The sequence below is a fragment of the Lacinutrix sp. MEBiC02404 genome, assembly GCF_053601575.1.
Map to the genome: position 1 here is coordinate 111489 of NZ_JBSHNV010000128.1, position 26477 is coordinate 137965.

The 26477-nt window shown below is 32.0% G+C and carries 30 protein-coding genes and 1 tRNA gene; 12 read left to right on the top strand and 19 right to left on the bottom strand.

The window, feature by feature from the left end; all coding sequences use genetic code 11:
- On the bottom strand, window positions 1–414 hold the full coding sequence (locus ACVCXO_RS03470; RefSeq protein WP_452228203.1) for a hypothetical protein: 414 nt from the start codon (window positions 412–414) through the stop codon (window positions 1–3).
- On the bottom strand, window positions 395–1060 hold the full coding sequence (locus ACVCXO_RS03475; protein ID WP_452228204.1) for an RNA polymerase sigma factor: 666 nt from the start codon (window positions 1058–1060) through the stop codon (window positions 395–397). The genes ACVCXO_RS03470 and ACVCXO_RS03475 overlap by 20 nt, the downstream gene beginning before the upstream one ends.
- A gap of 64 nt (window positions 1061–1124) precedes the next feature.
- On the opposite strand from ACVCXO_RS03475, the gene ACVCXO_RS03480 reads away from it, so the two are divergent.
- From ACVCXO_RS03480 to ACVCXO_RS03490, 3 genes are all read left to right on the top strand, one after another.
- Entirely contained in the window at window positions 1125–1472 is a 348-nt protein-coding gene (locus ACVCXO_RS03480) for a DUF6249 domain-containing protein (protein ID WP_452228205.1), read from the top strand.
- Window positions 1473–1575: 103 nt separating this feature from the next.
- Window positions 1576–3366: a DUF885 domain-containing protein gene (locus ACVCXO_RS03485; RefSeq protein WP_452228206.1), complete on the top strand. Its 1791-nt coding sequence runs from the start codon at window positions 1576–1578 to the stop codon at window positions 3364–3366.
- A 188-nt stretch (window positions 3367–3554) separates the two neighbouring features.
- Entirely contained in the window at window positions 3555–4541 is a 987-nt protein-coding gene (locus ACVCXO_RS03490; RefSeq protein WP_452228207.1) for a hypothetical protein, read from the top strand.
- Between the two features lies 1 nt (window position 4542).
- Here the strand turns inward: ACVCXO_RS03490 and ACVCXO_RS03495 are convergent, their stop codons facing one another.
- Window positions 4543–5208, bottom strand: a complete 666-nt coding sequence (locus ACVCXO_RS03495) for a M15 family metallopeptidase (protein ID WP_452228208.1) — start codon at window positions 5206–5208, stop codon at window positions 4543–4545.
- A 54-nt stretch (window positions 5209–5262) separates the two neighbouring features.
- On the opposite strand from ACVCXO_RS03495, the gene ACVCXO_RS03500 reads away from it, so the two are divergent.
- Window positions 5263–5643: an alpha-ketoglutarate-dependent dioxygenase AlkB family protein gene (locus ACVCXO_RS03500; RefSeq protein ID WP_452228209.1), complete on the top strand. Its 381-nt coding sequence runs from the start codon at window positions 5263–5265 to the stop codon at window positions 5641–5643.
- Between the two features lie 199 nt (window positions 5644–5842).
- Here ACVCXO_RS03500 and ACVCXO_RS03505 read toward each other — a convergent pair whose 3' ends face one another.
- A complete protein-coding gene (locus tag ACVCXO_RS03505; RefSeq protein ID WP_452228210.1) occupies window positions 5843–6877 on the bottom strand; it encodes an alpha/beta hydrolase family protein in 1035 nt (344 codons plus the stop codon).
- Between the two features lie 576 nt (window positions 6878–7453).
- Between ACVCXO_RS03505 and ACVCXO_RS03510 the strand changes: the two genes are divergently transcribed.
- The 4 genes from ACVCXO_RS03510 to ACVCXO_RS03525 all read left to right on the top strand — a co-directional run bounded on the left by ACVCXO_RS03510 (window position 7454) and on the right by ACVCXO_RS03525 (window position 11159).
- A complete protein-coding gene (locus ACVCXO_RS03510) occupies window positions 7454–8377 on the top strand; it encodes an alpha/beta hydrolase (RefSeq protein ID WP_452228211.1) in 924 nt (307 codons plus the stop codon).
- Window positions 8378–8379: 2 nt separating this feature from the next.
- Complete coding sequence (locus tag ACVCXO_RS03515) at window positions 8380–8805, top strand: hypothetical protein (protein ID WP_452228212.1); 426 nt, start codon at window positions 8380–8382, stop codon at window positions 8803–8805.
- 252 nt (window positions 8806–9057) lie between these two features.
- Window positions 9058–10368 (top strand): DUF819 family protein, encoded by a 1311-nt coding sequence (locus ACVCXO_RS03520; RefSeq protein ID WP_452228213.1) that lies wholly within the window; start codon window positions 9058–9060, stop codon window positions 10366–10368.
- Window positions 10369–10466: 98 nt separating this feature from the next.
- Window positions 10467–11159 carry a DUF4369 domain-containing protein gene (locus tag ACVCXO_RS03525; RefSeq protein ID WP_452228214.1) on the top strand — a complete coding sequence of 231 codons (693 nt, stop codon included), beginning with the start codon at window positions 10467–10469 and terminating at the stop codon, window positions 11157–11159.
- A gap of 343 nt (window positions 11160–11502) precedes the next feature.
- On the opposite strand, the gene ACVCXO_RS03530 is transcribed toward ACVCXO_RS03525, so the two are convergent.
- From ACVCXO_RS03530 to ACVCXO_RS03590, 13 genes are all read right to left on the bottom strand, one after another.
- Window positions 11503–11576, bottom strand: a tRNA-Thr gene (locus ACVCXO_RS03530).
- A 59-nt stretch (window positions 11577–11635) separates the two neighbouring features.
- Window positions 11636–11905, bottom strand: a complete 270-nt coding sequence (locus ACVCXO_RS03535; RefSeq protein ID WP_452228215.1) for a hypothetical protein — start codon at window positions 11903–11905, stop codon at window positions 11636–11638.
- A gap of 27 nt (window positions 11906–11932) precedes the next feature.
- On the bottom strand, window positions 11933–12898 hold the full coding sequence (locus ACVCXO_RS03540; protein WP_452228216.1) for a type I phosphomannose isomerase catalytic subunit: 966 nt from the start codon (window positions 12896–12898) through the stop codon (window positions 11933–11935).
- 9 nt (window positions 12899–12907) lie between these two features.
- On the bottom strand, window positions 12908–13318 hold the full coding sequence (locus ACVCXO_RS03545) for a 6-pyruvoyl trahydropterin synthase family protein (protein WP_452228217.1): 411 nt from the start codon (window positions 13316–13318) through the stop codon (window positions 12908–12910).
- On the bottom strand, window positions 13315–13842 hold the full coding sequence (gene idi, locus ACVCXO_RS03550) for an isopentenyl-diphosphate Delta-isomerase (protein ID WP_452228218.1): 528 nt from the start codon (window positions 13840–13842) through the stop codon (window positions 13315–13317). The genes ACVCXO_RS03545 and idi overlap by 4 nt, the downstream gene beginning before the upstream one ends.
- A gap of 60 nt (window positions 13843–13902) precedes the next feature.
- The gene (locus ACVCXO_RS03555) at window positions 13903–14178 is read right to left on the bottom strand and encodes an ATP-dependent Clp protease adaptor ClpS (protein ID WP_452228219.1); all 276 of its coding nucleotides are present in this window, start codon (window positions 14176–14178) and stop codon (window positions 13903–13905) included.
- A gap of 21 nt (window positions 14179–14199) precedes the next feature.
- The gene (gene prmA, locus ACVCXO_RS03560; RefSeq protein ID WP_452228220.1) at window positions 14200–15036 is read right to left on the bottom strand and encodes a 50S ribosomal protein L11 methyltransferase; all 837 of its coding nucleotides are present in this window, start codon (window positions 15034–15036) and stop codon (window positions 14200–14202) included.
- Between the two features lie 46 nt (window positions 15037–15082).
- Window positions 15083–15883 carry a class I SAM-dependent methyltransferase gene (locus ACVCXO_RS03565; RefSeq protein WP_452228221.1) on the bottom strand — a complete coding sequence of 267 codons (801 nt, stop codon included), beginning with the start codon at window positions 15881–15883 and terminating at the stop codon, window positions 15083–15085.
- Window positions 15884–16633 (bottom strand): triose-phosphate isomerase, encoded by a 750-nt coding sequence (gene tpiA, locus ACVCXO_RS03570; protein ID WP_452228222.1) that lies wholly within the window; start codon window positions 16631–16633, stop codon window positions 15884–15886.
- 31 nt (window positions 16634–16664) lie between these two features.
- Window positions 16665–17156 (bottom strand): TlpA family protein disulfide reductase, encoded by a 492-nt coding sequence (locus ACVCXO_RS03575; RefSeq protein WP_452228223.1) that lies wholly within the window; start codon window positions 17154–17156, stop codon window positions 16665–16667.
- A 140-nt stretch (window positions 17157–17296) separates the two neighbouring features.
- Window positions 17297–18373, bottom strand: a complete 1077-nt coding sequence (locus ACVCXO_RS03580; RefSeq protein WP_452228224.1) for an ABC transporter permease — start codon at window positions 18371–18373, stop codon at window positions 17297–17299.
- 159 nt (window positions 18374–18532) lie between these two features.
- On the bottom strand, window positions 18533–19855 hold the full coding sequence (locus tag ACVCXO_RS03585; protein ID WP_452228225.1) for a BT_3928 family protein: 1323 nt from the start codon (window positions 19853–19855) through the stop codon (window positions 18533–18535).
- Window positions 19856–19957: 102 nt separating this feature from the next.
- Complete coding sequence (locus tag ACVCXO_RS03590) at window positions 19958–20494, bottom strand: DUF1599 domain-containing protein (protein WP_452228243.1); 537 nt, start codon at window positions 20492–20494, stop codon at window positions 19958–19960.
- A gap of 311 nt (window positions 20495–20805) precedes the next feature.
- Here ACVCXO_RS03590 and folP point away from each other — a divergent pair, with 311 nt between their 5' ends.
- The 4 genes from folP to ACVCXO_RS03610 are packed head-to-tail and all read left to right on the top strand — an operon-like array spanning window position 20806 to window position 23954.
- Window positions 20806–21630, top strand: a complete 825-nt coding sequence (gene folP, locus ACVCXO_RS03595; protein ID WP_452228226.1) for a dihydropteroate synthase — start codon at window positions 20806–20808, stop codon at window positions 21628–21630.
- Window positions 21630–22325, top strand: a complete 696-nt coding sequence (locus ACVCXO_RS03600) for a hypothetical protein (RefSeq protein ID WP_452228227.1) — start codon at window positions 21630–21632, stop codon at window positions 22323–22325. Before folP ends, ACVCXO_RS03600 begins: the two co-directional genes overlap by 1 nt.
- 35 nt (window positions 22326–22360) lie before the next feature.
- Window positions 22361–23146: a diadenylate cyclase gene (locus ACVCXO_RS03605; RefSeq protein ID WP_452228228.1), complete on the top strand. Its 786-nt coding sequence runs from the start codon at window positions 22361–22363 to the stop codon at window positions 23144–23146.
- Between the two features lies 1 nt (window position 23147).
- Window positions 23148–23954, top strand: a complete 807-nt coding sequence (locus tag ACVCXO_RS03610; RefSeq protein ID WP_452228229.1) for a DUF3667 domain-containing protein — start codon at window positions 23148–23150, stop codon at window positions 23952–23954.
- Here the strand turns inward: ACVCXO_RS03610 and ACVCXO_RS03615 are convergent.
- Both ACVCXO_RS03615 and truA read right to left on the bottom strand, forming a co-directional pair.
- Window positions 23951–25720, bottom strand: a complete 1770-nt coding sequence (locus tag ACVCXO_RS03615; protein WP_452228230.1) for an ABC transporter ATP-binding protein — start codon at window positions 25718–25720, stop codon at window positions 23951–23953. The genes ACVCXO_RS03610 and ACVCXO_RS03615 overlap by 4 nt on opposite strands.
- Entirely contained in the window at window positions 25710–26459 is a 750-nt protein-coding gene (gene truA, locus ACVCXO_RS03620; protein WP_452228231.1) for a tRNA pseudouridine(38-40) synthase TruA, read from the bottom strand. Before truA ends, ACVCXO_RS03615 begins: the two co-directional genes overlap by 11 nt.
- Between the last annotated feature and the right edge of the window lie 18 nt (window positions 26460–26477).

Consider the following 26477-nt stretch of genomic DNA (forward strand, 5'->3'; position numbering starts at 1 on the left):
TTACACACTTAATCGTTTATCAAAATAATGTTTTAAAACAGAAACCTGAACACAAATCATTAATCCTAAAGAAAGAATAGCATACATTAATGTTTTAGGCAAACTAAAGCTAGAAAGGGACTGTGTTAGGTTATTATTAGTGAGTTTACTAAAATCTAAAGCATGAAACCAAGTAGATTCTTCGGTAGTAGTACTCAGAAATAAATAGCCCGTTATTGCAACTAACAAAAATCCGCCAACAAACCACAAATAACTAGGAATTAAAGGCTTGTAAGTCGTTACCTTTTTACTTTCTAAAGCTTCTACTTGCGCCATGATCGTATTGGTAAAATCTAATGAAGGAGATTCTAAATCTAACGCATGCATCATCTTATCTACTAATTTCTCTATATTTTTATTTTCTTTCTCTTGCATAACTTTCAATGATTTCTGGTTCTAATTTATGCTGCAAAATGGTAGTCAGTTTTTTTCTACTTCTAAATAATTTCACTTTCACATTATTCGCTTTCACACCAATAACTTTCGCTATTTCTTCTAAAGAAAGTTCTTCAAAATAATACAAGGTTAACAAAGCACAATCGTCTGCTGGTAACATTTGCAAACAGTCTTGAATAGCTTGTTTACTTTCTTGCGCTTCCATCATACTTAAAGCATTATCTAAAGTTTTTACTTCATGTGCTGTAAATTCATTAATAGCAACGGTGTTTTGCTTTCGCTTATTACTTTTCAATCGATCTAAACAGGTATTATACGCAATTCTATAAATCCAAGTGGAAAATTTAGAATCGCCTTTAAAGTTCTTCAGCTTTTTAAATACTTTAATAAAAGTATCTTGCGAAACCTCTTCTGCTTCCTCTCTATTCTTCAGCATTTGTATAGCTAAAGTAAAGATCAAGTCCTTATAACGATCTACCAATACAGCAAAAGCTTTGGTATCTCCTTGTAGGATTTGATGGATGGTTATTTGATCTTGGTTAGTGGTCATTTGGGTATTGGACGACAAAACAATAGACGTGGTTACATCTATAAAAGAAAAATATTTAGAAAAAGTTGTAACCATCCTTTAAAAGTTGTCGTCTTAAGCATAAGAACACATAAAATTAATCAATTTAAAACGAACAATTATGGGATCAGAATTAATTATTTTACCAGTGATATTTGGTGCAATTTTCGGAGTATTTTATTTATACTTCTCTACTAGAAACAAAGAACGCTTAGCACTTATTGAAAAAGGTGCAGACGCTAGTATTTTTACAAAAGCAAAGGGACACACCGCTCCAATATGGAAAGTATTCATTTTAAATTTAGCCTTATTATTAATGGGAATTGGGCTAGGTACTTTTATCGCTTCTTTATTAGACAGCTTCACAGCACTAGATGAAGATGCTATTTACCCTGCAACTATTTTCTTTATGGCTGGTGTTGGATTATTTATAGGATTTAATCTGACTAAAAATTTAGATAAAGAATAATACAATACCACCAAATCATCATTAAAAACCGCTAGCCAATCACTAGCGGTTTTTTTTATTTAAAACTGTATCTTTAACACTCAGAAACACAAATTCTATACTTATGAAAAATATTTTAGCAATTCTTTGCTTGTGTGTTACCATGACAGCTTGTAAAAACGATTCGAAAACCGAAAAAAGCACAGAAATGATGGCAACTGTAAATGAAGATTTTAAAAATATGTTGGATACCTATTATCAAGATGGGTTAAAACTAAATCCATTGGCAGCAACATACGCTGGAGATAATAGGTATAATGATAAAATGCCAAATTCTCTTGCTCCAGAATACAAAGCAAAAGTAAAAGCGTATTACACCAATTATAAAAATATTTTAAATCGGTATAAAAACGAAGACTTAAACGAAAACGAAAAATTAAGTAAGGCTACTCTAAATTGGGATATTGATAGCAACCTTGAAAATTTAAAATTCAAAAAAGATTTAATGCCAATAGACCAGATGTGGTCCCCTAATTTAAGCTTTGGCCAATTAGCTAGTGGTTCTAGTGCGCAACCTTTTGAAACGGTTCAAGATTATAACAATTGGCTAAAACGTGTAGATGGTTATTTACTTTGGTTAGCTTCCGCGGAAAGCAATATGAAAACCGGAATAAAAACGGGTTATGTTTTACCAAAATCGTTGATCACAAAAGTAATTCCGCAAATGGCTGCAATGGCGGAAGCAGATGTAGAAAATCACTTGTTTTATCAACCAATAAAAAATATTCCCGAAGGTTTTTCAGACGAAGAAAAGAAGACACTAACAGCTTCTTATACTGCAATGGTTAAGGATAAAGTGATTCCTGCATATCAAAAAATGTATGATTTTATGCGTACTTCTTATTTAGAAGCAGGAAGAACATCTAGCGGAATTTCGGCAATTCCTAAAGGAAAAGAATATTACAACCATCAAATAAAAACCTACACAACAACCAATAGGTCTGCAGATGAAATTCATGCACTTGGCTTAAAAGAAGTCGCTAGGATTTTATCGGAAATGGAAAAAGTAAAAACCGAAGTCGGTTATGAAGGAGATATTATTTCGTTTTTCGATTTTGTAAGAAACAATAAAGAACTCATGCCGTTTACAGATGCACAACAAGTTCTAGATAACTTTAATGCAATTCATGAAACCATGAAACCAAAGCTGGCAGAATTGTTTGATGTAACTCCAAAAACAGCTTTCGAGGTAAGACGTACCGAAGCTTTTAGAGAAGCATCTGGAAGTGCAGAATACAATCCCGGTTCTTTAGATGGAACACGACCAGGAATTTTTTACACACCAATTCCTGATGTTACCAAATACAATACTTTTAGTGATGAGGCGTTATTTTTACACGAGGCAATTCCTGGGCATCATTACCAAATTTCTTTGCAACAAGAAGATGCAGATTTACCACAATTTAGAAAAACACTTTGGTATAGTGCATATGGTGAAGGTTGGGCTTTATACACCGAATCTTTAGGAAAAGAATTAGGTTTATATACAGATCCTTACCAATATTTTGGAATGCTTGGTATGGAAATGCACAGAGCAATCCGTTTGGTGGTAGACACCGGATTGCATGTAAAAGGTTGGACACGTGAAGAAGCAATTCAATATTCATTAGATAACGAAGCAGAAAGCGAAGCAAGCATTACTTCAGAAATCGAACGTTATATGGCGAATCCCGGACAAGCATTATCGTATAAAATCGGACAACTTAAAATAATAGAGCTTCGTGCAAAAGCAGAAAAAGAATTAGGAGCAAAATTTGACATTAGACAGTTTCACAACCAAGTATTAGAAACGGGTTGTGTGCCTTTAGCTTTATTAGAAACTAAAATTGATAATTGGATTGCAGCTAATAAATAAGTTCTCGTTATGTCACTTCGAGTGATCCCGATCTTTCTTCGAGATTGTATCCAAAAGCCTAAAGTCGAAACACTCGAACTGACAAAAACATAATCGTGATGTCACTTCGAGTGAAATTGCTTTTTTTGCAATTTTGTATCGAGAAGTGCTTTAATTTTGAGGAACAAGCAAATTATATCAAAAACAAAATGACAAAAAACCTAATTGTATTATTTACCTACTTACTAAGCAGCATTGCTTTTAGTCAAACTACAATTGTAGACAAAGAAAATAGAAATCCGGTGTCTTATGCTACCGTTTCCTTTGGAAATGGAAATGGAATCTTTGCCGATGACGAAGGTAAATTCACCTTTACAAAAAAACTATATGCAGATATAGACACGCTTTTTATTTCTGCTTTAGGATATAAAAACGCAAAAGTGGCAACTGTCAATCTTACAGATACATTGGAACTAGATGCCTTTCAAGATGCATTAGACGAAGTACTTTTACGCTACACACCAAAAGGTAAATCGAAATCGGAAACCTTAAAACCAACCGTTCACGATGATTATTATAAATGTTGGTTGCCAACCATAGAAAGTGAAATCGCAGTTTATTTTGAAAATGAAAACCCTGCGAAACCAAAAAAAGTAAGCACTTTACTTTTACCAATAAAAGTAGAAGCAAAAGATTGGAGTAAACGCAAAACAAAAACGTCTAATAAACTTCCGTTTTCTACTTTATTTCGCGTACAGTTTTATGAAAACAACAACGGATTTCCAGGCGATGTTTTAACCTACGATAAAATAATTTTTAGAGTAACAGAAGCGAGTGAAAGTATCTTTGAAGTCGATGTTTCTAGCAATAATATTTTTATACCTAAAGATGGTATGTATGTTTCGCTTCAGGTTTTGGGCTATACAGATAAAGCTGGAAAACTATTACCAAATAAAAAATACAGAGAAGTAAAAACAGCACGTGGCATTATAAAGGTATCGACCACTTTTAGACCTCTTTTACCTTTTACTGATAAAATTAAAACGCCAAAAACATTCGTAAAACGTGTGTTTTTAAACAATAACCAATGGGTTTTATTTGATAAAGAAAACATTCAAGATTCCAATCTTTTAAAAGCTGGTTTAAATAATTATGCGATTGGTTTAGGATTGCAGGTGTATAAAGAGGAAGAGTAAATTACTCCACAGGAAAATCAAAATACTGATTTTTATAAGGTTCACCTCGCAACGTAAAATGCCACCATTCTTTTGGGTAATGTCTAAAACCATGGGTACTCATTATATTATGCAATACGGCTCTATTGGCTTTTTGTGTTGTCGTTAAATCTTCATGTAGATACCAAGAAGCTTCTCCAAAATAATCATAAGGCGTTCCCATATCTAGCTCTTTTCCAGTTTTTAAATCTACAATAGTGAGATCTATAGTACTACCGCTACTATGTCTAGAACGTGATGCTATATAACCGTCTCTAAACAAATTACGTTTATCTACATTTGGGTAATACTGTTGTTTCATTAAAGTATCATTCACATTTTTTGCCCATTTTGAAAAATGATTTACTGCCTGTTGCGGTCTATACGAATCAAATACTTTTAAAGACAAACTATCTTTTCTTAGATCTTCTTGTACTTTTTTTAAAGCATAAGCAGCTGGTTTAGTAAGTATGCAAACCTCAGCGTTGTAACCATCTACTGGTTGGCCAACAAAATTATTGTTCAAGCAATAACGCAGCTCTAATTGTATATCAGGAATCACTTCGTCTACATAAACAAAACCTTCTGGTAATTGTGCAAAAACAGACAATGGAAGTAGAAACAGTAAAAAAATAACCTTAATTTTCATTTTAGAATCTTTAAATGCTAATTTAGAAAAATTAATTTTTAAACGATAAATATTTTGCTTTTCAATGATGCCATAACATCACCTTTAAAAGATGGAGAAGTAATTTACTATCCGGAATGTTTTCATCCAACAGAAGCGAATGCATATTTTAAAACTTTGTTAAAAACGATTGCTTGGCAACAAGATGCCATAACACTCTTTGGTAAAACACATGCCCAACCTAGACTTACTGTATTATACGCAAACAATAGCAAAGCCTACTCCTATTCTAACATCACCATGCAACCTAAAACTTTCACAAAAGCCCTTTTAGATATTAAGCAACATATAGGAACTACCTGTAATACACATTTTACTACCTGTTTAGCAAACTTAAATCGCGACGGAAAAGATAGTAACGGTTGGTATGCAGATAATGAAAAAAGAATTGGGTAAACAGCTAATAATAGCTTCGGTGCGCTTTGGCGCTACTCGATCTTTTCATTTAAAACATAAAACAATAAAAGAACGTGTTTTTGTATGCTTAGTGGCGTGTATAATTTAGTCAACAAAAACGGAATAGAAAATCTGCAAAGATTTTCCGAATAGGCGAGAACCAAGCAATTAAATATACATGGTGTTGTGCTTAGTATTTTTATAATTTTTCTTTGAACCAATTAATTAATAACTTATTTAGCTCATCTTTTTTATTAGAAAACTTGTGATCAGTTTTTACTTTCTCAAGCTTAAAATCATAATCTATTTTAGTCAACTTATCAGCTATTATGTCAGCTTGATTAGGGTTTACTTGCTGATCTTCGGTTCCGCAAAGAATAAGTAAACTAGCATTTTTGTCTAATTCATTAGCCCAATAAGAAACAGAACGGTTTTTTAATTCTTCCCTTTTGTTTTCTTTATAATTTGGAATTAGTTTAGCACATACTAAACTTTCCATTTCAGGTCTGTCAATAATTAATTTTTCTAAATCAGATGGTCCATTTCCAATTACTGCGGTTTTAATTAGATTACTATATCTAAGAGATAGGTAAGTCATCATTCCGCCTCTTGACCATCCAAACATTCCAATACGACTTGAATCTGCTTTTTTAATTGTTTTAATCGTTTCTGTTAAATTTAGAACATCGTTAATGTCATTACCTCCAAACTCATCATTTTCTCTATAACAGCTGGCTATAACTAAATAATCTTGGTCTGCTAATTTTGAAGCCGATTGTATTAAAGAATGAAGCGTTTTTGCTTTAGCCATTTTTCCAACTTCTTTATTTCCTCCTCTATTAAAAATAATTACAGGGAATTTGCCTTCTTTTTTGGGTTCAGCAATTATTCCATTAACTAATAGAGAATCACTCTTATAAAGAATAACATAAAAATTAATGTTATCTAAATATTTATAGTTTTTTGTTAAAGAATTATTTTCAGAGATGCTATTCCAAATCGGTGGTATTTCTGAAAGGTTTATTATTTTTTTAGATATAATAGCTCCATTTTTTAGATTGTATGAATTCTTGTAGTCGTCAACGCTAATTTTATAATCTAGAGTTGTATTGGTTAATGATTCCGAATTTTGATAAGATTTGTAATACTTTGTTCCAAATTTTAAACCTAAAAAAAGAAATCCAATTAGTATTAAAATCCCGATAGATATTGTAATTCGTTTTATTAATTTCATAAAATAGTTCGTTTATATATGTGACGAATTATCTAGACTTTTGTTACAGTTAGGACATTAAGCACACAAGCTTAAAATAAATCTAGAACATGGTAATTTACTCCTTATAAAAGGTGCCACGCAAGAAAATTGGCTTCATCAAATACCAAAACAAAGAAAGAAATTGGAGAAAGAATTAATCTAACTTTTAGAATTATTGCATAAAAAAAACAGAGGTCCCTCAACCTCTGTTCTTGTAATTTGCATATTATATTATGGTATGATTTAGGGTCTCTAGTATCAACAACATAATGCAAATATTAATTAATTAATCCATTATACTAAAAGTGTGTTATTAGTACACCTCAAATATAGAATTATATCCCATAGTTAACGTTTAAAAGTATTTATATTCGTTGAAATGCGTGTTTTTTTAACATTTAGCGGTCAAAATCATTAAAAAATCGATAAAACACATATGTTAACATTATAAAAGAATCTAATTATTTTTGCTTTATGTAGATTAATTTCATCTAATTTTACGTTATAGATACTATTTAGTATTCTTTTTTAGCAAAAAACATTAAAATCTTACCCATGAAATTGAAACTTTTAATTCTTACCATATTCATTACTTGTCGTTTTTTTGGACAAGACAAGCTTTTTACTGCGGAAGAAATTGCTATTAATGAATTAATTGATGGTACACTTTTAACTCCTATAGACAATAGTAAATCGGTATTAACAATTATTATCGCAGGTTCCGGTCCAACGAATAGAGATGGAAATCAAAATTTCTTAATGAATAACTCCTTAAAAAAGCTAGCGGAAGGATTATCTAACCAAGGAGTTGCATCCTTTCGATATGATAAACGTATCGTGAAACAAATCCGAAAAGGAAAAGTAGACAAAAATATTATGTTTGATGATTTTATTACGGATGCCGTTTCTGTACTAGATTACTTCAAAGAAAAAAATAATTTTTCAAAAATATACATTATTGGTCATAGCCAAGGTAGTTTAGTTGGTATGCTTGCTGCCAAAGATAAAGCAGATGGTTTTATTTCTTTAGCTGGAGCCGGACAATCGATAGATGCCGTTATTCAAGAGCAAATAGAAAAAAACATGGCAATGTATACCGAAGACTCTAAAAAAGTATTTGCCATTTTAAAAGAAAACAAAACAACACCAGACTATCCTCCTGCTTTAGCTTCCGTTTTTGATATTAGCTTACAACCTTTTATGAGTAACTGGATACAATATAATCCTACGGAAAAAATTAAAGAATTAAACATGCCAATACTTATTATAAATGGCACAAAAGATTTACAAGTGACTACTGCAGAAGCAAATCTTTTAAAAGAAGCCAACCCAAAGGCAGAAATTAAAATTATAGAAAATATGAATCATATTTTATTTACTATTGCAGGCGGTACTTTAGAAAACTCTAAATCGTATAATGAGTCTTTTAGAAAAATAAATCCGGATGTGATTTCTAGTATTATCACTTTTATAAACTAAAAATGAAGCAGGCTTTTTTCATACTAATAGCTATTATCTCTTTAAATGTATTTTCACAATCTGAACAATTTGCAGGAGAATACGTTTGGATTGTCGATACCACAAACGCAAATTTTAAATATACACTCTCGCTACAACCAAACGGCACATTTACATTTCATTCCTACACATACCATTTACAAGCAAATACTCCCGAGTCCAACAAATATGGAAAAGGAACTTGGACAGTAACAAAAAAAAATATTTCATTTACTACAAATTCTAATACCGATTTTGACAACATATACACCCTAGACCTCAATAATTCTAAAGCACGATATATAAGTAAATCACCACGGGACAAATCAAATAGCGTGGTAAAAACTAAAATTAAATTCTATACCTCTAATATAGGTTGGATAAAAGGAATTGAAATGAGGAAGTTATAACAAGTTCTTTCCTATTCCTATTCCTATTCCTATTCCTATTCTATATTTTGAATACATGGTATAAAAAAAGAAAAGCATTCCGAAGAATGCTTTTCCTAACTAACCAACCAAAAATTAGTTACTACACTTTTATTAAAAGTAACCACACTCTAAAAAGCTTCTCATAGTAACTGAAAAGTATATTTCAAATCTCGTGCCAAACTTCTAAAATTCCCATTTAATTTGGTATTTTGCGTGTATAAACTAACGAACATGGAAAACACACCTCTAATTACAAATGATGCAATAGTATTTGGCTTTTTAATGCTTGCGCTAGGCTTTGTATTTTATACCGAAAATATTAAAACAGGATTTTGGTCCAAATTTTATAAAATTGTGCCAGGACTTTTTATGGCATATATGCTACCTGCCGTTTTAACATCTTTTGGTTTCATTTCTCCAGAGTGGGAAACGGTAGATACCGCTGGTGAAATAGTGAGTCATAAATCTAGTATTTATCATGTATCGAGTCGCTATTTACTTCCCGCAGCGTTGGTATTAATGACGCTAAGTATCGATTTAAAATCCGTTTTCAACTTAGGTTGGAAAGCCCTTATTATGTTTTTCACAGGAACGATAGGAATTATAATTGGAGGTCCAATTGCTATATTACTAATCTCCATGGTTTCTCCAGAAACGGTTGGTGGTATTGGTCCAGATGCAGTATGGAGAGGATTATCAACGCTTGCAGGAAGCTGGATTGGTGGAGGTGCAAACCAAACAGCCATGTTAGAAATTTATGGCTATAACCAAAAACTATATGGAGGAATGGTCTTTGTTGATATAGTAGTTGCCAATATTTGGATGGCAATTATACTTATTGGTATTGGTAAACGAGACCGAATTAATAAATGGCTTAAAGCAGATACTGCTTCTATTGAAGCGCTTAAAGAAAAAGTATCGTCCTTTACAGAAAGTGTAAAAAGAAATCCAAGCTTAACAGATTACATGATCATTCTAGCGATCGCATTTGGCGCTGTTAGTTTTGCCCATTTATGTTCCGGATTTTTAGCTCCATTTTTTAAAAATGCCGTCGCAGGAATAGCATCTGCTACCACAAGAAACATGCTTACCTTTTTAGGATCTTCTTTCTTCTGGATGATAAGTATTTCAACACTTATTGCCATAATCTTATCGTATACCAAAGCCAAAAACTACGAAGGTGCTGGGGCAAGCAAAATAGGAAGTATTTTTATTTACATATTAGTAGCTTCTATTGGTATGAAAATGGATTTAACCATGATTTTTGACAATGTAGGCTTAATAGCAATTGGTGTCGTATGGATGACCATTCATGCCATCCTATTAATTCTAGTAGCAAAACTTATAAAAGCCCCTTATTTCTTTCTGGCTGTTGGTAGTCAAGCAAATGTTGGTGGAGCAGCTTCTGCACCAATTGTGGCTTCTGCCTTCCACCCATCCTTAGCAACCGTTGGTGTACTTCTCGCAGTATTTGGTTATGCCGTTGGTACTATTGCGGCAATTGGTTGTACTATTTTAATGCAAATAGCAGCAGCTGGCTAGCATTTATTAATTATTTATAGCATATTTGCGCATCTTAAAAATAACACGATATAGGTTTTCGTTTTCACGGAAATCATTCTGAAATAAATTCAGCTTAAATGAAAAAAACAATATTTGTACTCGCATTAGCAATTCTTTTTTCTTGTGGAAAAGAGCAAGATTTAACTATAAAAGTTAATATCAAGGGATTAAAAAAAGGAACCGTTTATCTAAAAAAAGCACAAGACACCACTATTATAACCGTAGACTCTTTAGTTATTCAAGGCGAAGCTCCAATTGTTTTTAATAGCACTTTAGAAACTCCTGAAATGTATTTCTTACAATTAAACAAGAATACTAGCGATGATGAAACTATTTCCTTTTTTGCAGATAAAGGAATTACAGAAATTACTACTAGTGTGAAAAATTTTGGTATGGACGCTAAAATCAAAGGTTCTAAGCAGCAAAAAGCTTTAGAAGAGTATCTATTGGTAATGTCTCGTTTTAACGACAGAAACCTGAATCTTATAAAAGAAGAGTTTGATGCAAAAGTAGCTAATGATACTGCTAAAATTATTGCCAATACAAAAGCCTATAACAGTTTAGTAAAAAGCAAGTACTTATATACCGTAAACTTTGCAATAGCAAATAAAGACAATGAAATTGCTCCTTATTTAGCACTATCTGAAATTGCAGATGCACAAACAAAATGGTTAGATACTATAAATAATGTTTTAACACCAAAAGTAAAAGCATCTAAATACGGTAAAGAATTGGAAGCTTTTATAATCGAGAGAAAGAAAAGAAACTAAAAAAATAACTTTTAGTATACATTCAAAATCCCAAACAGCAATGTTTGGGATTTTTTATTGCTACACGTGAGAGGAATACTTCCATCTGGTATACCAAAGGACTAAAAAAAGATTATCTAAAAGAAGAGTGGCTTTAAATAGCCTATCGAGCAACTCTTATCCGCTACGTTATAGACTAACTTCTCGCCCCAAAATGTACCGCATAAAAAAACCTCTCAAAAAAAGGAGAGGTTTTTTAAAGAGCCGATGGAGGGACTCCCTTCGACTACGCTCAGGATAAACTTCTCGCCCCAAAACATATCGCATAAAAAAACCTCTCAAAAAAATGAGAGGTTTTTTAAAGAGCCGATGGAGGGACTCGAACCCACGACCTGCTGATTACAAATCAGCTGCTCTAGCCAGCTGAGCTACATCGGCGAAAAACGAATGCAAATATAATCTTGTAGAACATATTTGCAAATATTTTTACAACAAATTTATCCTAATTTATTAATTTTTTCAATTAGTGCAAGACCTTTAGTTTCTAACTCTTGGTTAATAGCCTTAAAATGAGCCTTTTTGTTTTCAACACTTCTATCATTAACTTTTGAAATTAATTCGTCAAATGTTGCAATAGCTTCATCAATAATTTTTTCGCTTCCTTTTGCGTCTTTTGCAGGATTTGCATATTCCCAAACGTAAACTGCTTCAATAATATCTCCTAACACATAGTTTATGTCTTTTTTTAGGATTCTTTTATTTGCCATAATGTAAAATTTTAATTTCCTGCAAAATTAAACATAAACTTCTAATAGTCTAGCTTTTTTAGAACTAATTTGATACGTTTTAATTGCTGCCGGAAGTAATACGGTTTCTCCTTTTGTAATTATTTGGTTAAATTGCTCTGTTTTTATTTCTGCTTCACCAGATACACACATATAAATAATAAAGGAATCTACTTTATTTTCTTTTTTAATGGTCTTTGTTATTTCTAAATAATTTGTCGTAAAATAGGGACAATCTACCATTTGGTTTTCCTCATTTTCCGTTTTAGAGTAACGCACCCTAAAATCATCTTGCTTTCTAAAGTTAATAGCATCTATTGCTAAATCATTGTGTAACTCTCTTAGATTGCCTTTATTATCTAACCTGTCCCAATCGTATATTCGGTAGGTAACATCACTTGTTTGTTGTATTTCTGCTAGTAGTACTCCTGCTCCAATAGCATGTACTTGCCCTACTTCTATAAAATACGAATCTCCTTCTTCTACTTTCTCAAAATTTAAAATCTCTGGAAGTGCTTTGGCCTCTAAATGCTTTACATATTTTTCCGGAGTCATTTCTTGATTAAAGCCTACTATTAGATTTGCATCTTCTTCGGCTTGTAAAACATACCACATTTCTGTTTTACCGAAGGAATTATGTCGCTTAGCAGCAAGAGTATCGTTTGGATGTAACTGAATAGATAAATCTTTTTTGGCGTCTATAAATTTAATTAACAACGGAAATGTATTACCAAAAACACGGTAATTTTTCTTTCCTATTAAATCTGCTTTGTAAATTTCTAAAAGCTCTTTTAAAGTTTTTCCTTTTAAAACACCGTTACTGACGATAGAAATATCTTTCTCTATATCACTAATTTCCCAGCTTTCACCAATATTTGGCAAATCACTTTCTTTATTTAAAAGTTCTTTAAGTTTTTGTCCTCCCCAAATTTTTTCTTTTAAAATGGGTCGAAACTTTATAGGGTATATTAACATATTCAACATCTATATTCCAGAGTAGCTTACAAAATTTCTAGGCGTTTCATAAAGTGTAACCTCTAGTGCTAAGTTTGATGCTAATTGTTTTTTAATTTTATTGTAAATGACTACTACTATATTTTCTGCCGTAGGATTTAAGTCTTTAAATTCTGGCACTTCGATATTTAAGTTTTTATGATCAAAAGCGTCTTCTACTTCTGTTTTAATAATATCTTTTAAAACTTTAATATCAATTACGTAACCTGTTTCTGGATCAATTTCTCCTGTTACACTTGCTATAAGTTCATAATTATGACCATGAAAGTTGGGGTTACTACATTTATCAAAAACTGCGGTATTTTTCTCATCACTCCAATCTTTTCTATACAGTCTGTGTGCTGCATTAAAATGTGCCTTTCTACTAACCGTTACTTTCATTTTTGCGCAATGTTTATGTGTTGGTAGAATTTATCGAAAATAATTTTAAACCAAGCGGTATATATTTCGGGATGGTTTGCAATATCTTCTTTAACAGATTCTAAAGGCATCCATTTCCAGTCTGCAACTTCGTCTGGATTAATATTTGGTGTTTGGTTGTATTTACCGATTAATATATGATCGTATTCATGTTCTGTTAAACCATTATCAAAAGGCGCTTTGTAAATAAAAGAAATAGATTCTTCTAATTCTGTTACAAAACCCATTTCCTCTTGTAATCTTCTTTTTCCTGCTTGTATATTACTTTCTCCATCACGTTGATGACTACAACATGTGTTGGTCCAAAGTGCTGGCGAATGGTATTTACCTAAAGCACGTTGTTGTAACATGAGCTCATTGGCATCATTAAATACAAAAACCGAAAATGCACGATGCAATACTGCTTTTTCATGCGCTTCCAATTTTGGCATTAAGCCAATTTGTTCGTTATTTTCGTTTACAAGAATTACCTGCTCTTCCTCCATTTTACAAAAATACGAGTAATAATTTGAATGTTCTAATTTGAAATTTATTTCTAGAAGTAATTAAATAATTTCTGCGCTTAGCCCAGCATCTAACAACATAGTGCAACGAGGTTCTAATTCATCATAAACACCTGTTTTTACTGTGCATTGTCCTTTATAATGTACAAGAATAGCACATTGTTCTGCTTGTTCTGGTGAGTGATCACAAGCATAAATAAGGGTATCGATAACATGATCAAATGTATTTACATCATCGTTATAGACCACTATTTCATTAAGATTCTGTTCTTTAGTATCTACCTGAGTTTGTTCCTGTATTTTTTCTTTTGTACTCATTATTAAGGCAATTTGGTTTTACTAATTTATGAATTTTAGCGAAACCCATTTGTTTTTTTCCAATTTTTCGTCCAACTTTAACATATGCTTGTTGCATGCTGCTTCAATTGTAGGAATATCATTATTATAGAATCCGCTTAAAAAAAGTATTCCATTCTTATTTAATGACTTCGCATATGCTTCCATATCATTTAGAAGGATGTTTCTGTTTATGTTGGCTATAATGACATCATAACTTTTCCCTTTTATTAAACTTGCATCTCCTTCAAAAACGGTGATTTTGTGACAGTCATTACGTTCTACGTTTTCTACGCTATTTAAATAACACCAATTATCGATATCTATTGCATCTAATTGTATTGCTCCTTTTTTTTCTGCTAGAATTGCCAAAACTCCTGTACCACAACCAATATCTAAAACCGTTTTTCCTTTAAAATCATTTTGAAGTATATGTTGCAGCATCATGTGTGTCGTTTCATGATGTCCTGTACCAAAACTCATTTTAGGTTCTATTATAATATCAAATTCTGTATCTGGTTTTTCATGAAAAGGGGCACGAACAGAACATAATTTATCTACAACAATTGGGTTAAAATTCTTTTCCCATTCTTCATTCCAGTTGGTTGGTTCTATTTCTTCAGAAGTATGTGTAATTGTAAATTCTTCAGAATCTAATATCTGAATATCATTTAAAATATCTTCTTTCCATTCTTCTTTTTGAATGTATGCGGTAACGCCTTCTTCGGTTTCCACAAAACTTTCAAATCCTGCATAGCCTAATTCTGCTATTAAGATTTCTGTTCCTGGCTGTAACGGTTCTACTTTAAAGTAGAAGCCTAAATATATTGTGTTTGACATGTTTTTCTAAAATATATAACTAAAATAAAATAAGGTAATTCTAAATTTAAAGCTTTTTAATAATCCAATAATCTTGAGAGGTTCCCCAATCTTCTTTTCTACCTGCAATATGATCCATGATGGTAAACTTACCTTCAAACATCTTTTTCATTAATTTTGGAGGATGATATGCTGCATACGTTCTATGACCTTCTAATGTATTTGCTTGAATCACCAATTCATTCGCTTCAAATTTAAGTTGTTCCTTTTTAATCAACTTTTCTTTAAATGCTTCGCCATGTGTTGTAATAATTAATATGGCATTTGTATTTGCTATTCGATGCAACTCATGAATCCAATTACTATGATTTTCTTTAGATAAATGGGTAAAAATGGATAACCCATAAATGGCATCAAAAGTATTTTCTTTAAAACTTGTTGGCGGGTTTATAGCATTACTATGAAATTGCACATTTTTAATATACTTTGAATTCCATGCAATACTCTCGGCATTATAATCTGTTCCATAAAAAGTAGTTGCTGGCAACAAATCTGGAAAATGCCTGATAACTCTTGCTGGACCACAGCCCCAATCTAAAACCTTTTTTCCGTTTAAATCGATATGTTTTTCTAATAATTCTTTTAGCGCTGTAGCATCAATAATTCCATTTTTAATATACTCGCTATAGTTTAAAAGATGCGATTCGTATAATAAGTAATCTGGTGGTAGGTTTACACCTGGGTTTTCTTTTACAAATTTACTATTTTCGGTTTTATTACGAATTTTCACAACTTGATATCTCAAATTGTCTGATACTCTAATAATACCTAAATTTCTTAAAAGTCTTTTTATGGATGCTTTCCCCATTTAAAACGCATTTACTATAGCGTAAAAATCTTCCGCTTTAAGCGCTGCTCCACCAATTAATCCGCCATCTACATCTGGCTTAGAAAAAATCTCTTTCGCATTTGCCGGTTTAACACTTCCTCCATAAAGAATAGAAACAGACTGCGCTACATCATTACCATATGTATCCGCTAACGTTTTTCTTATAAATGCATGCATATCTTGTGCTTGCTCTGGACTCGCTGTTTCACCAGTACCAATGGCCCAAACAGGCTCATAAGCCAAGACGATGTTTTTAAAAGCTGTTGCATCTAAATGAAATAAAGCATTCTTTATTTGAGATGCTACTATATTTTCGTGATTGTTCCCTTTTCTATCTGCTAATTCTTCACCAAAACAAAAGATAACTCGCATGTTATTTACTAAAGCTGTATCTACTTTTTTGGCTAGTAACTCATCCGATTCATGAAAATACGCACGACGTTCTGAGTGTCCTAAAATCACAGTTTGTATACCAACACTTTGTAACATGGAAGCACTAACTTCTCCTGTGTACGCGCCATTTTCTGCAAAGTGCATGTTTTGTGCAACCACCTCGATATTACTTTCTCTTAATGCTTCAAATGCATGCCAAAGGTTTGTAAATGTTGGCGCAACCATAACTTCTGCATTAGAAGTTTGCTTTTGGTTTTTAAGGCTTGTTATTAAGGTTTCTGTCTGTGAAAGATCATTATTCATCTTCCAGTTTCCTGCTACTATGTTTTTTCTCATGTTGTCTAATTTACGTATACAACAAAAGTAACTAATTTAATGCTTGTAACAGCTTTGTATCGTCAGCTTTTATAGCTCTATGTAATTTTATGTGTCCCTGAGGATCGACAACTAGATACCGTGGAATCCAATCTAAGTCAATAGATTTACTAAAATCACTCTTCATTCCTTTTGCCATAAAATAGTGCTCGCCTTTCACTTGATACTTCTCAATTCCTTTTTTCCAACTTTCCAGCGATCTATCGGCAGATAGAAATATAAACACCACATCGCTATTCGATTCTTGCAATGCTTTTACTTTTGGCATTCCTTTTAAACAGTCGCCACACCAAGATGCCCAAACATCTATTAAAATGGTTTTTCCTTTATGTTTTTCTAAAATATTTTTGAAATAAATATTCTCTCCTTCGGAAGAAATAAAATTAAAATTTAATGCTTCTTCTGAAAATTGTGTAGGTGTTTCTTGCGCTTTACAACTAATAAATAGGATGCTAACAAGGAATATTAGTAGGTGTTTTTTCATGTTTTATTTTTTGCAATTGAGGATAATTTCTTCTTTTTAAATAGACAAAACCCATCCAACTTCATTTCTTTTATTAAAAATGAAGCCACCTTCCCTTGAAAAAAGGAAAAGAGTTATTATCTGCTTTTATTAAAGTTATTTTATTTTAAATTCACTTTTGGATCTAACCAAGTATAAATTATGTCGACAAAAATATTAATAATTACAAAAAGTGTTGCAATAATTAATACAGAACCCATGATTACAGGTAAATCTAAGGTGTTTAATGCATTTACAATTTCTTTTCCTAAGCCATTCCAACCAAAAATATATTCTACAAAAACAGCGCCAGCAAGCATCGATGCAAACCAACCGGAAATTGCAGTTACCACAGGATTTAATGCGTTTTTGATTGCATGATTTTTAATGATTTGAAACTCACTCAAACCTTTTGCTCTAGCTGTGCGAATGTAATCTTGATTAAAAACTTCTAATAACGAATTTCGCATTAATTGAATAATAACTGCCAATGGACGAATCCCTAAAACGATTGCCGGAAGGATTAAGTTTTTTAATTTCAGGTTGAATTTTTCACCATAATCATCCAATTCATATAGGCTTCCTGTCATTTCTAAATTGGTGTATTTATGCAATACATAACCAAATAGCCAAGCGAATAATATAGCCGAAAAGAACGAAGGAACAGACATACCAATGGTACTAAATATTTGAATCGCTTTATCTAAAAAGGTATCTTTTTTTAATGCAGAAATAATTCCTAAAAACACACCGAGAAGCATTGCTATTACGATTGCCGAAACGGCTAAAACAAACGTATTTGGCAAAGTTTCTGCTAACACCTGACTAACCTTTTTACCTTGTTTAGTAAAGGATTCTCTTAGATATGGGAATTTTAAAACGGTAGTGGTATTACCAATAGAAAACAGTTTGGTGGCTGTGTATTTGTTTTTTCTTAAATAGGTATAATTATTTTCATTTTTAGCGTGGAACGAAATAGGCGACAAATCATTTAAATAGTACAAATATTGTGTCCCAATAGGCTTATCGAAACCATACTTTTGTTTTACTAATGCTAACTGCTCGCTATCTTCATTTTGACCAAGCATCATTTGTGCTGGGTCTCCAGGAAGTATATTAAACAAAAAGAATATAACGGTTACTACCCCAAATAAGGTGAGTATTGCATAACCGATTTTATTTAGTAAATAACTTATCAATAAGTGGTTTTGTTAATTGTTGTTTTGTTTTTCGATACAAATTATTCCTTCCCTAGAGATCACTGCGCTTCTCGATACAATTCGTTCATGCTTCACGAATCACTGCGCTTCTCGATACAAAATCGCAAAAAAAGCAATTTCACTCGAAGTGACGTTGTCTTATTTTTTCAATATAATCTCTACTAACGATTCATAAGAAGTATTATTTACAACATTAATAGAATCTAAAACATCACCATCAGCTCTTCTTTTAATAACATTCATTTTTTCAATAGCATCTGCATCTAGCGCATCTGCATCTTCTTTTGTAGCAATTTCATTATCTATTAAGAATAAAGTTGTAGCGAAATCTTCTTTTGTTTTAGGAGCTGGTTTTCTTTCAACAACTGGCAATTCTAAATCGTCAATATCATTCCAATGTAGTTTTTGAGTAACGGTTCCTTTCTTCAACTTTACAATTCCAGGACTAGCACGAACGACTGTTTTAAGTGCTTTTTCATCACATAAATACCAATCGAAATCCAGATTATACGCTGCATTTGTTTTTAGCTTTACGTCTGATCCAGATGCTGTTAAACCAATAACAGTATATCCATTTTTAATCGCTTTATCTGTTGCTGCTTTTATTGCCTGCATTCCTAAAGCTTCCGCAGTTTCTAAATTATACGAGATTATCAGGATAAGATGATCTTCATTTAAAAATTGTTCGGTTAAATTCTCATCATCGCTTTCTATAGAAAAGTCTTTAATTGGAGGATCATATCCTTCATCTATAATATTAGTTTCTACGTCAATATATTCACCGTCTACCGTTGGATAGCTTCCGTTGGTTGTTATAATTTTTTCTTCGCCATTTACATTAAATTTCCAAGCATATTCTACGATTGCTTTTGGTGCATCTTCTGGCGTTTCCATTCCTTCTTGAATATTAGCACCAACATTATACGCTCTAAAATCCCAAGTTGGTAAATGCATTAACACGTAATAACCAAACCAAAGACTTCCTAAAAAGCCTAAAAGCGCTAAAATGGTTGTCGGGAATTTACCTAATAATGGTTTTACATGTCGCAACCCAATGAGTAAAACTACAATTAACGCTAGTAATATTAAGTCTTTGATAAAGCTCTCTATTGGTTTCATTGGTAAGAAATCACCAAAGCATCCACAATCTTTTACTTTATCAAAATACCAAGCGTAAAAAGTTAAGAATGTAAAAAATACAATCATGGCAAAAAGGCTCCAGACCGTAAATTTTGGTTTATAACCGATAAGTAAAAAGACTCCTAACACCACTTCTAGAACGACTACCAATACAGAAATCCCTAAAGCATAAGGTTCTAAAAATGGCAGATTTAAAACGTCTGCACTAAAATATTCCTGTAATTTATACGAGAAACCTAATGGATCATTTAGTTTTATTAATCCTGAAAATATAAATAATCCTCCAACTAGGATTCTGCAAAGGTGCACTAAGTATTTCATAAATATAAAGACCTTTCGACTGCGCTCAAGGTGACATTTAGTTAATATAATTATTCCTAATTTCTTTGGAATTTAGTTTTTGAAATTTGTTATTTAATTTATTTATTCTTTCAAATGAATCATAGCAAAAATAGCGTAGTTAATCATATCTTGATAATTAGCGTCTATACCTTCACTAACAATAGTTTTTCCGGCATTGTCTTCAATTTGCTTTACACGAAGTAATTTTTGTAAAATTAAATCCGTTAAACTACTCACACGCATGTCTCGCCAAGCTTCGCCATAATCATGATTTTTATCTTCCATAAGCTGTTTGGTAATAGCAACTTTATCATCATAGAGTATTGTCGCTTCCTCGGTAGATAAGTCTGGTTGTTCTACAACTCCTTTTTCTAACTGAATTAGCGCCATGATACTATAGTTAATGATACCAATAAACTCACTTACTTCTCCTTCATCTACTTTTCTAACCTCGTTTTGTTGCAAACTTCGAATGCGTTGTGCTTTTATAAAAATTTGATCCGTAAGCGATGGTAAACGAAGTATTCGCCAAGCGCTTCCGTAATCCGACATTTTATTAATAAATAAGCTTCTGCACGTATTTACTACCGCGTCATATTGTTTTGAAGTATCTTGCATATCTAATGAACTCATATTGGTTTTTTCTATTTCCTAAAAAATGATTAAAATTCATTTATATTTTGTTACTTTTATTGTGTATAGATATACTATGCCTTATAAAAAGTATCTCATCTAAAAAATTTTTATTTCATTTTCGGTTAAAAACAAAAAATCAAGATGAGTTCAAAATCAATTTTCCGTAAATTTCGCATAAATAGTTCAGAGTTCAAAGTTTCGGGTTTTAAAGTTTTACTTCTGCCACGAATACTTTTGCTAAACGGAATAATATATAACCTAAAAAGAGATTCCTGCCTGCGCAGGAAATGCATATGACAATAAATTGCAAAGGCAAACTCATCGATTTAGCAACTCCCAAAGTAATGGGCATATTGAATCTTACTCCAGATTCTTTTTATGATGGCGGAAAATATAAAAATAAAGGCGAAATTTTATCGCAAGTGGAAATCATGATTAATAACGGAGCCACTTTTATCGATATTGGCGCCTACAGTTCTAGACCAAATGCAACGCATATTAGTGAAGCAGAAGAATTAAAACGTTTGCTTCCCATTATAGCATTATTAATGGAGGAATTCCCTGAAATAATAATTTCTATAGATACGTTTAGAAGTGAAGTTGCAAAACAATCTATTACAGCTGGAGCTGCTTTAATTAATGATATCTCGGCTGGAAAACTAGACAAAGACATGTTGCAAACGGTGGCTAATTTACAAGTTCCTTATATTATGATGCATATGAAAGGTACGCCGCAAACCATGAAAGAGCAAACCGATTATAAGCATATCATGAAAGATCTTATTTTTTACTTTTCGGAAAGAGTTTCCGAGGCTAAAAAACGTGGTATTAAAGATATAATTATAGATCCTGGTTTTGGATTTGCAAAAAACACCCCACAAAATTTTGAAGTCTTGAAACATTTAGAACTTCTTAAAATATTAGAATTCCCAATACTTGCAGGAATTTCTAGAAAATCTATGATTTACAAAACTTTAGAAAACACAGCGCAAGAAGCTTTAAACGGAACCACCGTTTTAAATACCATTGCTTTACAAAAAGGAGCAAATATTTTACGTGTTCACGATGTAAAAGAAGCTATAGAAACTATTAAATTAACAGACCAACTTAACGATTAATGAAACATTTATTTTACGTATTTATTTTAATTCTTATTACCTCTTGCGGTACGGAAAAAGCAATCCAATTACCAGAAATAAGCAATACTAAAACCACAGAAGTATTAGATATTTCGCCTGCATATATTTTTTATGACGAAACAAAACCGGATAGCTTAGAGCTCAATAGAAAAAATTTAATCAGCACCACCAATTGGCTAGTTAACGTGGATAAAAGATTAACGCTAGATCAAGTGATTCCGCAAATTATTTTTTTACAAGACAAAAAAAAGAATTCTAGTCATAAAAAAGAAGGCGTAAAAAACTATTACACCTGTAATAATACAAGTATTAAAAACTTAGGTTTTTTGGACTTTACAAATGTGGATTATAAAACCTACGCAGACGAAAAAGACGCTGAAATAGAAAAAACTATTTTTGTAGTGGATGTTATGGTAAACAATATGGAAGAGATATTCATTCAATCTTTTTTACCAGAAACCGTAAACACTGATAAGACTATTATAGATGGCATTCTTTCGGATATCAAAACAATAAAATTTTCGAATGGGTTTGATTTCGATTCTAGTGGTTTTACTATAAACTTGCATTTTAATAGAAATTTAAGTTTCCAAGAATATATTAGTATCAAATCGCTATTCCTAGACTTTGATGCAGACGGACCTATGGTTTCTACCAACGAATTTATTTATTAATCTTATTTTACTAAATTTACAAAAACCCCCGACCTTTGGAAATATTTGATGACCTTTTAAAATTCACAGCAATAGACTTTATAGATGTTATTCTAGTTGCACTGCTACTCTACTATGTCTACAAATTGGTAAAAGGCACCGTTGCCATTAATATTTTTATCGGGATTGTAATTATTTATATTATTTGGAAAATCACACAAGCACTTCAAATGCAGCTTTTAAGTAATATTCTTGGTGGTTTTATTAGCGTTGGTATGTTTGCACTTATTGTGGTTTTTCAACAAGAGATTAGAAAATTTCTACTTATGATTGGTTCTACCAATTTTGGAAGTAGAAAAAAATTCTTCAAACAACTAAAGTTCTTACAAACCGAAACTAGTGATGGTACCGATATAGAAACCATTATAGCGGCATGTACTAAAATGGCAGCTTCTAGAACTGGAGCACTTATTGTTTTAGAACATAATAACAGTCTTGACTTTTTAAAAGCTACCGGAGATTTAATGAATATTGAAGTTACGCAACCTATTATAGAAAGTATCTTTTTTAAAAATAGCCCATTACATGATGGCGCCATTATTATTGAAAACAATGTAGTCAAAGCGACACGAGTAATCTTACCCGTAAATAATGAAAAAACCTTACCACAGCGTTTTGGTTTACGCCATCGAGCAGCAGTTGGAATTACCGAAAAAACGGATGCATTGGCTTTGGCTGTTAGTGAGGAAACAGGACAGATTTCGTATTTTAAAGGTGGTGCATTTGTTATGTTTAAAGACACCGAAGACCTAGTAGAAATAATAAAGAAAGATTTAGCATAATATGACTTGTAAAAACTGCGATACTTTTTTAAACGAAACCGATGATTTTTGCAATAGTTGTGGCGCAAAAGTGATTCGGAATCGGCTAACTATTAAAAATCTTTTTGAACATTTTACGGAAACCTTTTTTAACTATGACAATAAGTTTCTTCAAACATTTATTCATTTATTTACAAAGCCCGAAGCTGTAATTGGCTGTTATATTGATGGAACACGAAAGAAGTATGTAAATGTTATTAGCTATTTTGCTGTTTCGTTAACTGTTTTTGGTTTACAGTTATTTATAATGAATACTTTTTTTAAAGATGCGTTTGATTTATCCTCTTTTAACAAATCGGCTGCTTCTGGATTTGAATCCCCGGAAGATTTTATAAAATCACAGGAACAGTTTCAAAAAATAATTAGTAATTATCAAAGTTTATTATATATTATTACCATTCCTTTTACTGCCTTTGCTACTTGGATTGCTTTCTATATTTCAAAAAACAGAACTTATAATTACACAGAACATGTAGTAGTTAACCTTTATTATTCTGGGCAAGTTATTATTGTAACTTCGCTAATTACTATTCTATTATTGTTTTTTGGGATTGATTTTCTTACAACTAGCACTATTTTAACTGTGCTTTCTATTTTTTATCTTGCCTATATTTTTAAACGTCTTTTTAATTTAAAATTTGGCGCTTTATTATTAAGAATACTATTAGTATTGATTGCTTTTTTATTTATATTCCTTGTTATAATGATAACTTTCTTTATTGTTGTTTTTGTTTTAATCAAAGTATTTAACCTAGATTTCAAGTTTTAAACCTCTTCGGCTTTCATAAACTGCACTTCGTATAGATTTCGGTAATAACCATCTTTCTTTTGAAGTAGTTCTTGATGTGTTCCTTCTTCCACAATTTTCCCAGCATCCATAACAATAATTTTGTCGGCTTTTTTAATGGTTGCAAGTCGGTGAGCAATTACGATAGAGGTTCTTCCTTTGGTAATTTTATCGGTAGCATTTTGTATTAATTGTTCCGAATAGGAATCTACAGAAGAAGTAGCTTCGTCTAAAATTAAAATACTAGGATTGGTAACATACGCTCTTAAAAACGAAATTAATTGTCGTTGTCCAGAAGAAAGCATTGCGCCTCTTTCTTTTACGTTATATTGGTAGCCATTAGGTAAACTCATAATAAACTCGTGAATCCCAATATCTTTTGCGGCACGCTGCACTTGCGCTTCGGTAATTTCCGGATTATTTAAAGTAATATTATTTAAAACCGTATCTGCAAACAAAAATACATCTTGTAAAACCACTGCTATTTTAGCACGTAATGAAGCTAATGTAAGCGCTTTAATATTAAAACTATCAATAGTAATGGTACCACTATTAATTTCATAAAAACGATTCAATAAATTAATAATCGTAGATTTCCCTGCTCCTGTTGCTCCAACAATAGCAACGGTTTCTCCTGCCTTTACGCTAAAAGAAATTCCTTTTAGAACTTCTTCATCTTCCACATAACTAAAGTGCACCTTTTTGAATTCTATATTTCCTTTAAAAGAAGAAACTTCTTGCGTTCCTGCATCATCAATTTGCGATGTGGTATCCAAAATTTTAAACACTCTATTAGCAGCTACCATTCCCATTTGAAGCGTATTAAACTTATCTGCAATTTGGCGTAATGGTCTAAAAAGCATAGGAATAAACATAATAAATGCAAACAAATCTCCTTGGGAAACGGTATTATCTGCCACCGCATTCAATCCACCATACCAAACAATAAGTCCGATAGTTATCGAAGAAGAAAGGTCTGCAATAGGAAAGAAAATAGAGTTATACCAAACGGTTTTTAGCCATCCTTTTTTATGTCTTTCGTTAATTGCTTTAAAGTTTTTAGACTCGGTATCTTCTCTGGTAAAAAGTTGTAATATTTTCATTCCTGTAACGCGTTCTTGTACGAAGGAATTTAGATTTGAAATTTCGGTACGTACTTCTTCCAAAGCGCGTTTCATATATTTCTGAAAAACTCTAGTCGCATACAATACTAACGGAAGCATAGCAAAAACAATAAGGCTTAGTTTCCAATTCATAAAAACCATCACTGCAGAAACCACCACCATAGTTAATAGGTCTCTAAAAATCATAAATAAACCTTCCCCAAAAATATCGGCAATACGCTCCATATCTGTCACCGCTCTTGTAATTAAAACGCCAACCGAAGAATTATCATAATACTTCATTTTAAATTGAAGCAAATGATTAAATAATTTTACACGAATATCTTTAACCACATTTTGCCCAAGCCAGCCAGCATAATAAATAAAAAATAATTGAAAGACGGTTTGCGCGATTAACAAACCAATCATAATTAATATTAACAACAGAAACCCTTCTGCATCTTGCTTAATAATATTATTATCAATCACATACTGTGTTAAATACGGAATTGCAGCACTAAAAGCGGCTAATAAAACAACTGCTAAAAACACACCAATAAAGACCGTTCTATACGGCTTTATGTAATACGTTAGACGTTTTAAAAGTCCGACATCTAATATTTTATCTTGTTTTTTATTTATCATATTTTATAGACTCTGGATATGCCACTTCTATTAAATAAAGGGCATGTGCTGGAACAGAATAGCCAGCTTTACTTCTGTTTTTAGATTTAATGATATCATGCATGGATTCTACTTCTATTTTTCCTAAACCAATACGAACTAAAGTACCAACGATTGCTCGTACCATATTTCGCAAAAAACGATCTGCTTTTATGGTAAACTGTAGTTCTTGATTTACCAATTTCCAATCGGCGCGTGTAATATCACAATTATACGTTTTTACATCTGTATTCGTTTTAGAAAAGCATTGAAAATCTTTATACTGCAATAAAATTCGAGATGCTTCCTGCATTTTAACAATATCTAATTTAGGCCTTACGTAATACGATTGCTCCGAATTAAAAACATCTTTTTTGAGTGCAATTCGGTACAAATATTCTCGGCTTTCCGCATGAAATCTAGCGTGTGCATCTTCAATTACTTTAAAAATATTTTGAATTGCAATATCTTTGGGCAGCAAAGCATTTAATTTATAGACTAATTCTGTTTCTAAAAAGACAACTTCCGTATCAAAATGGGCATACATTTGAGAAGCATGAACTCCAGCATCTGTACGACCTGCACCAACAATCGGTGTTTTTTCTTTAAGTAAAACAGACAACGCTTTTTCTATAACTTCTTGTACCGTAATAGCGTTTGGTTGATTCTGCCAACCATGATAAGCTGCACCATTATAAGAAAGTTGTAAAAAATATTTCAAGTTAAAGTGGTATTTTTG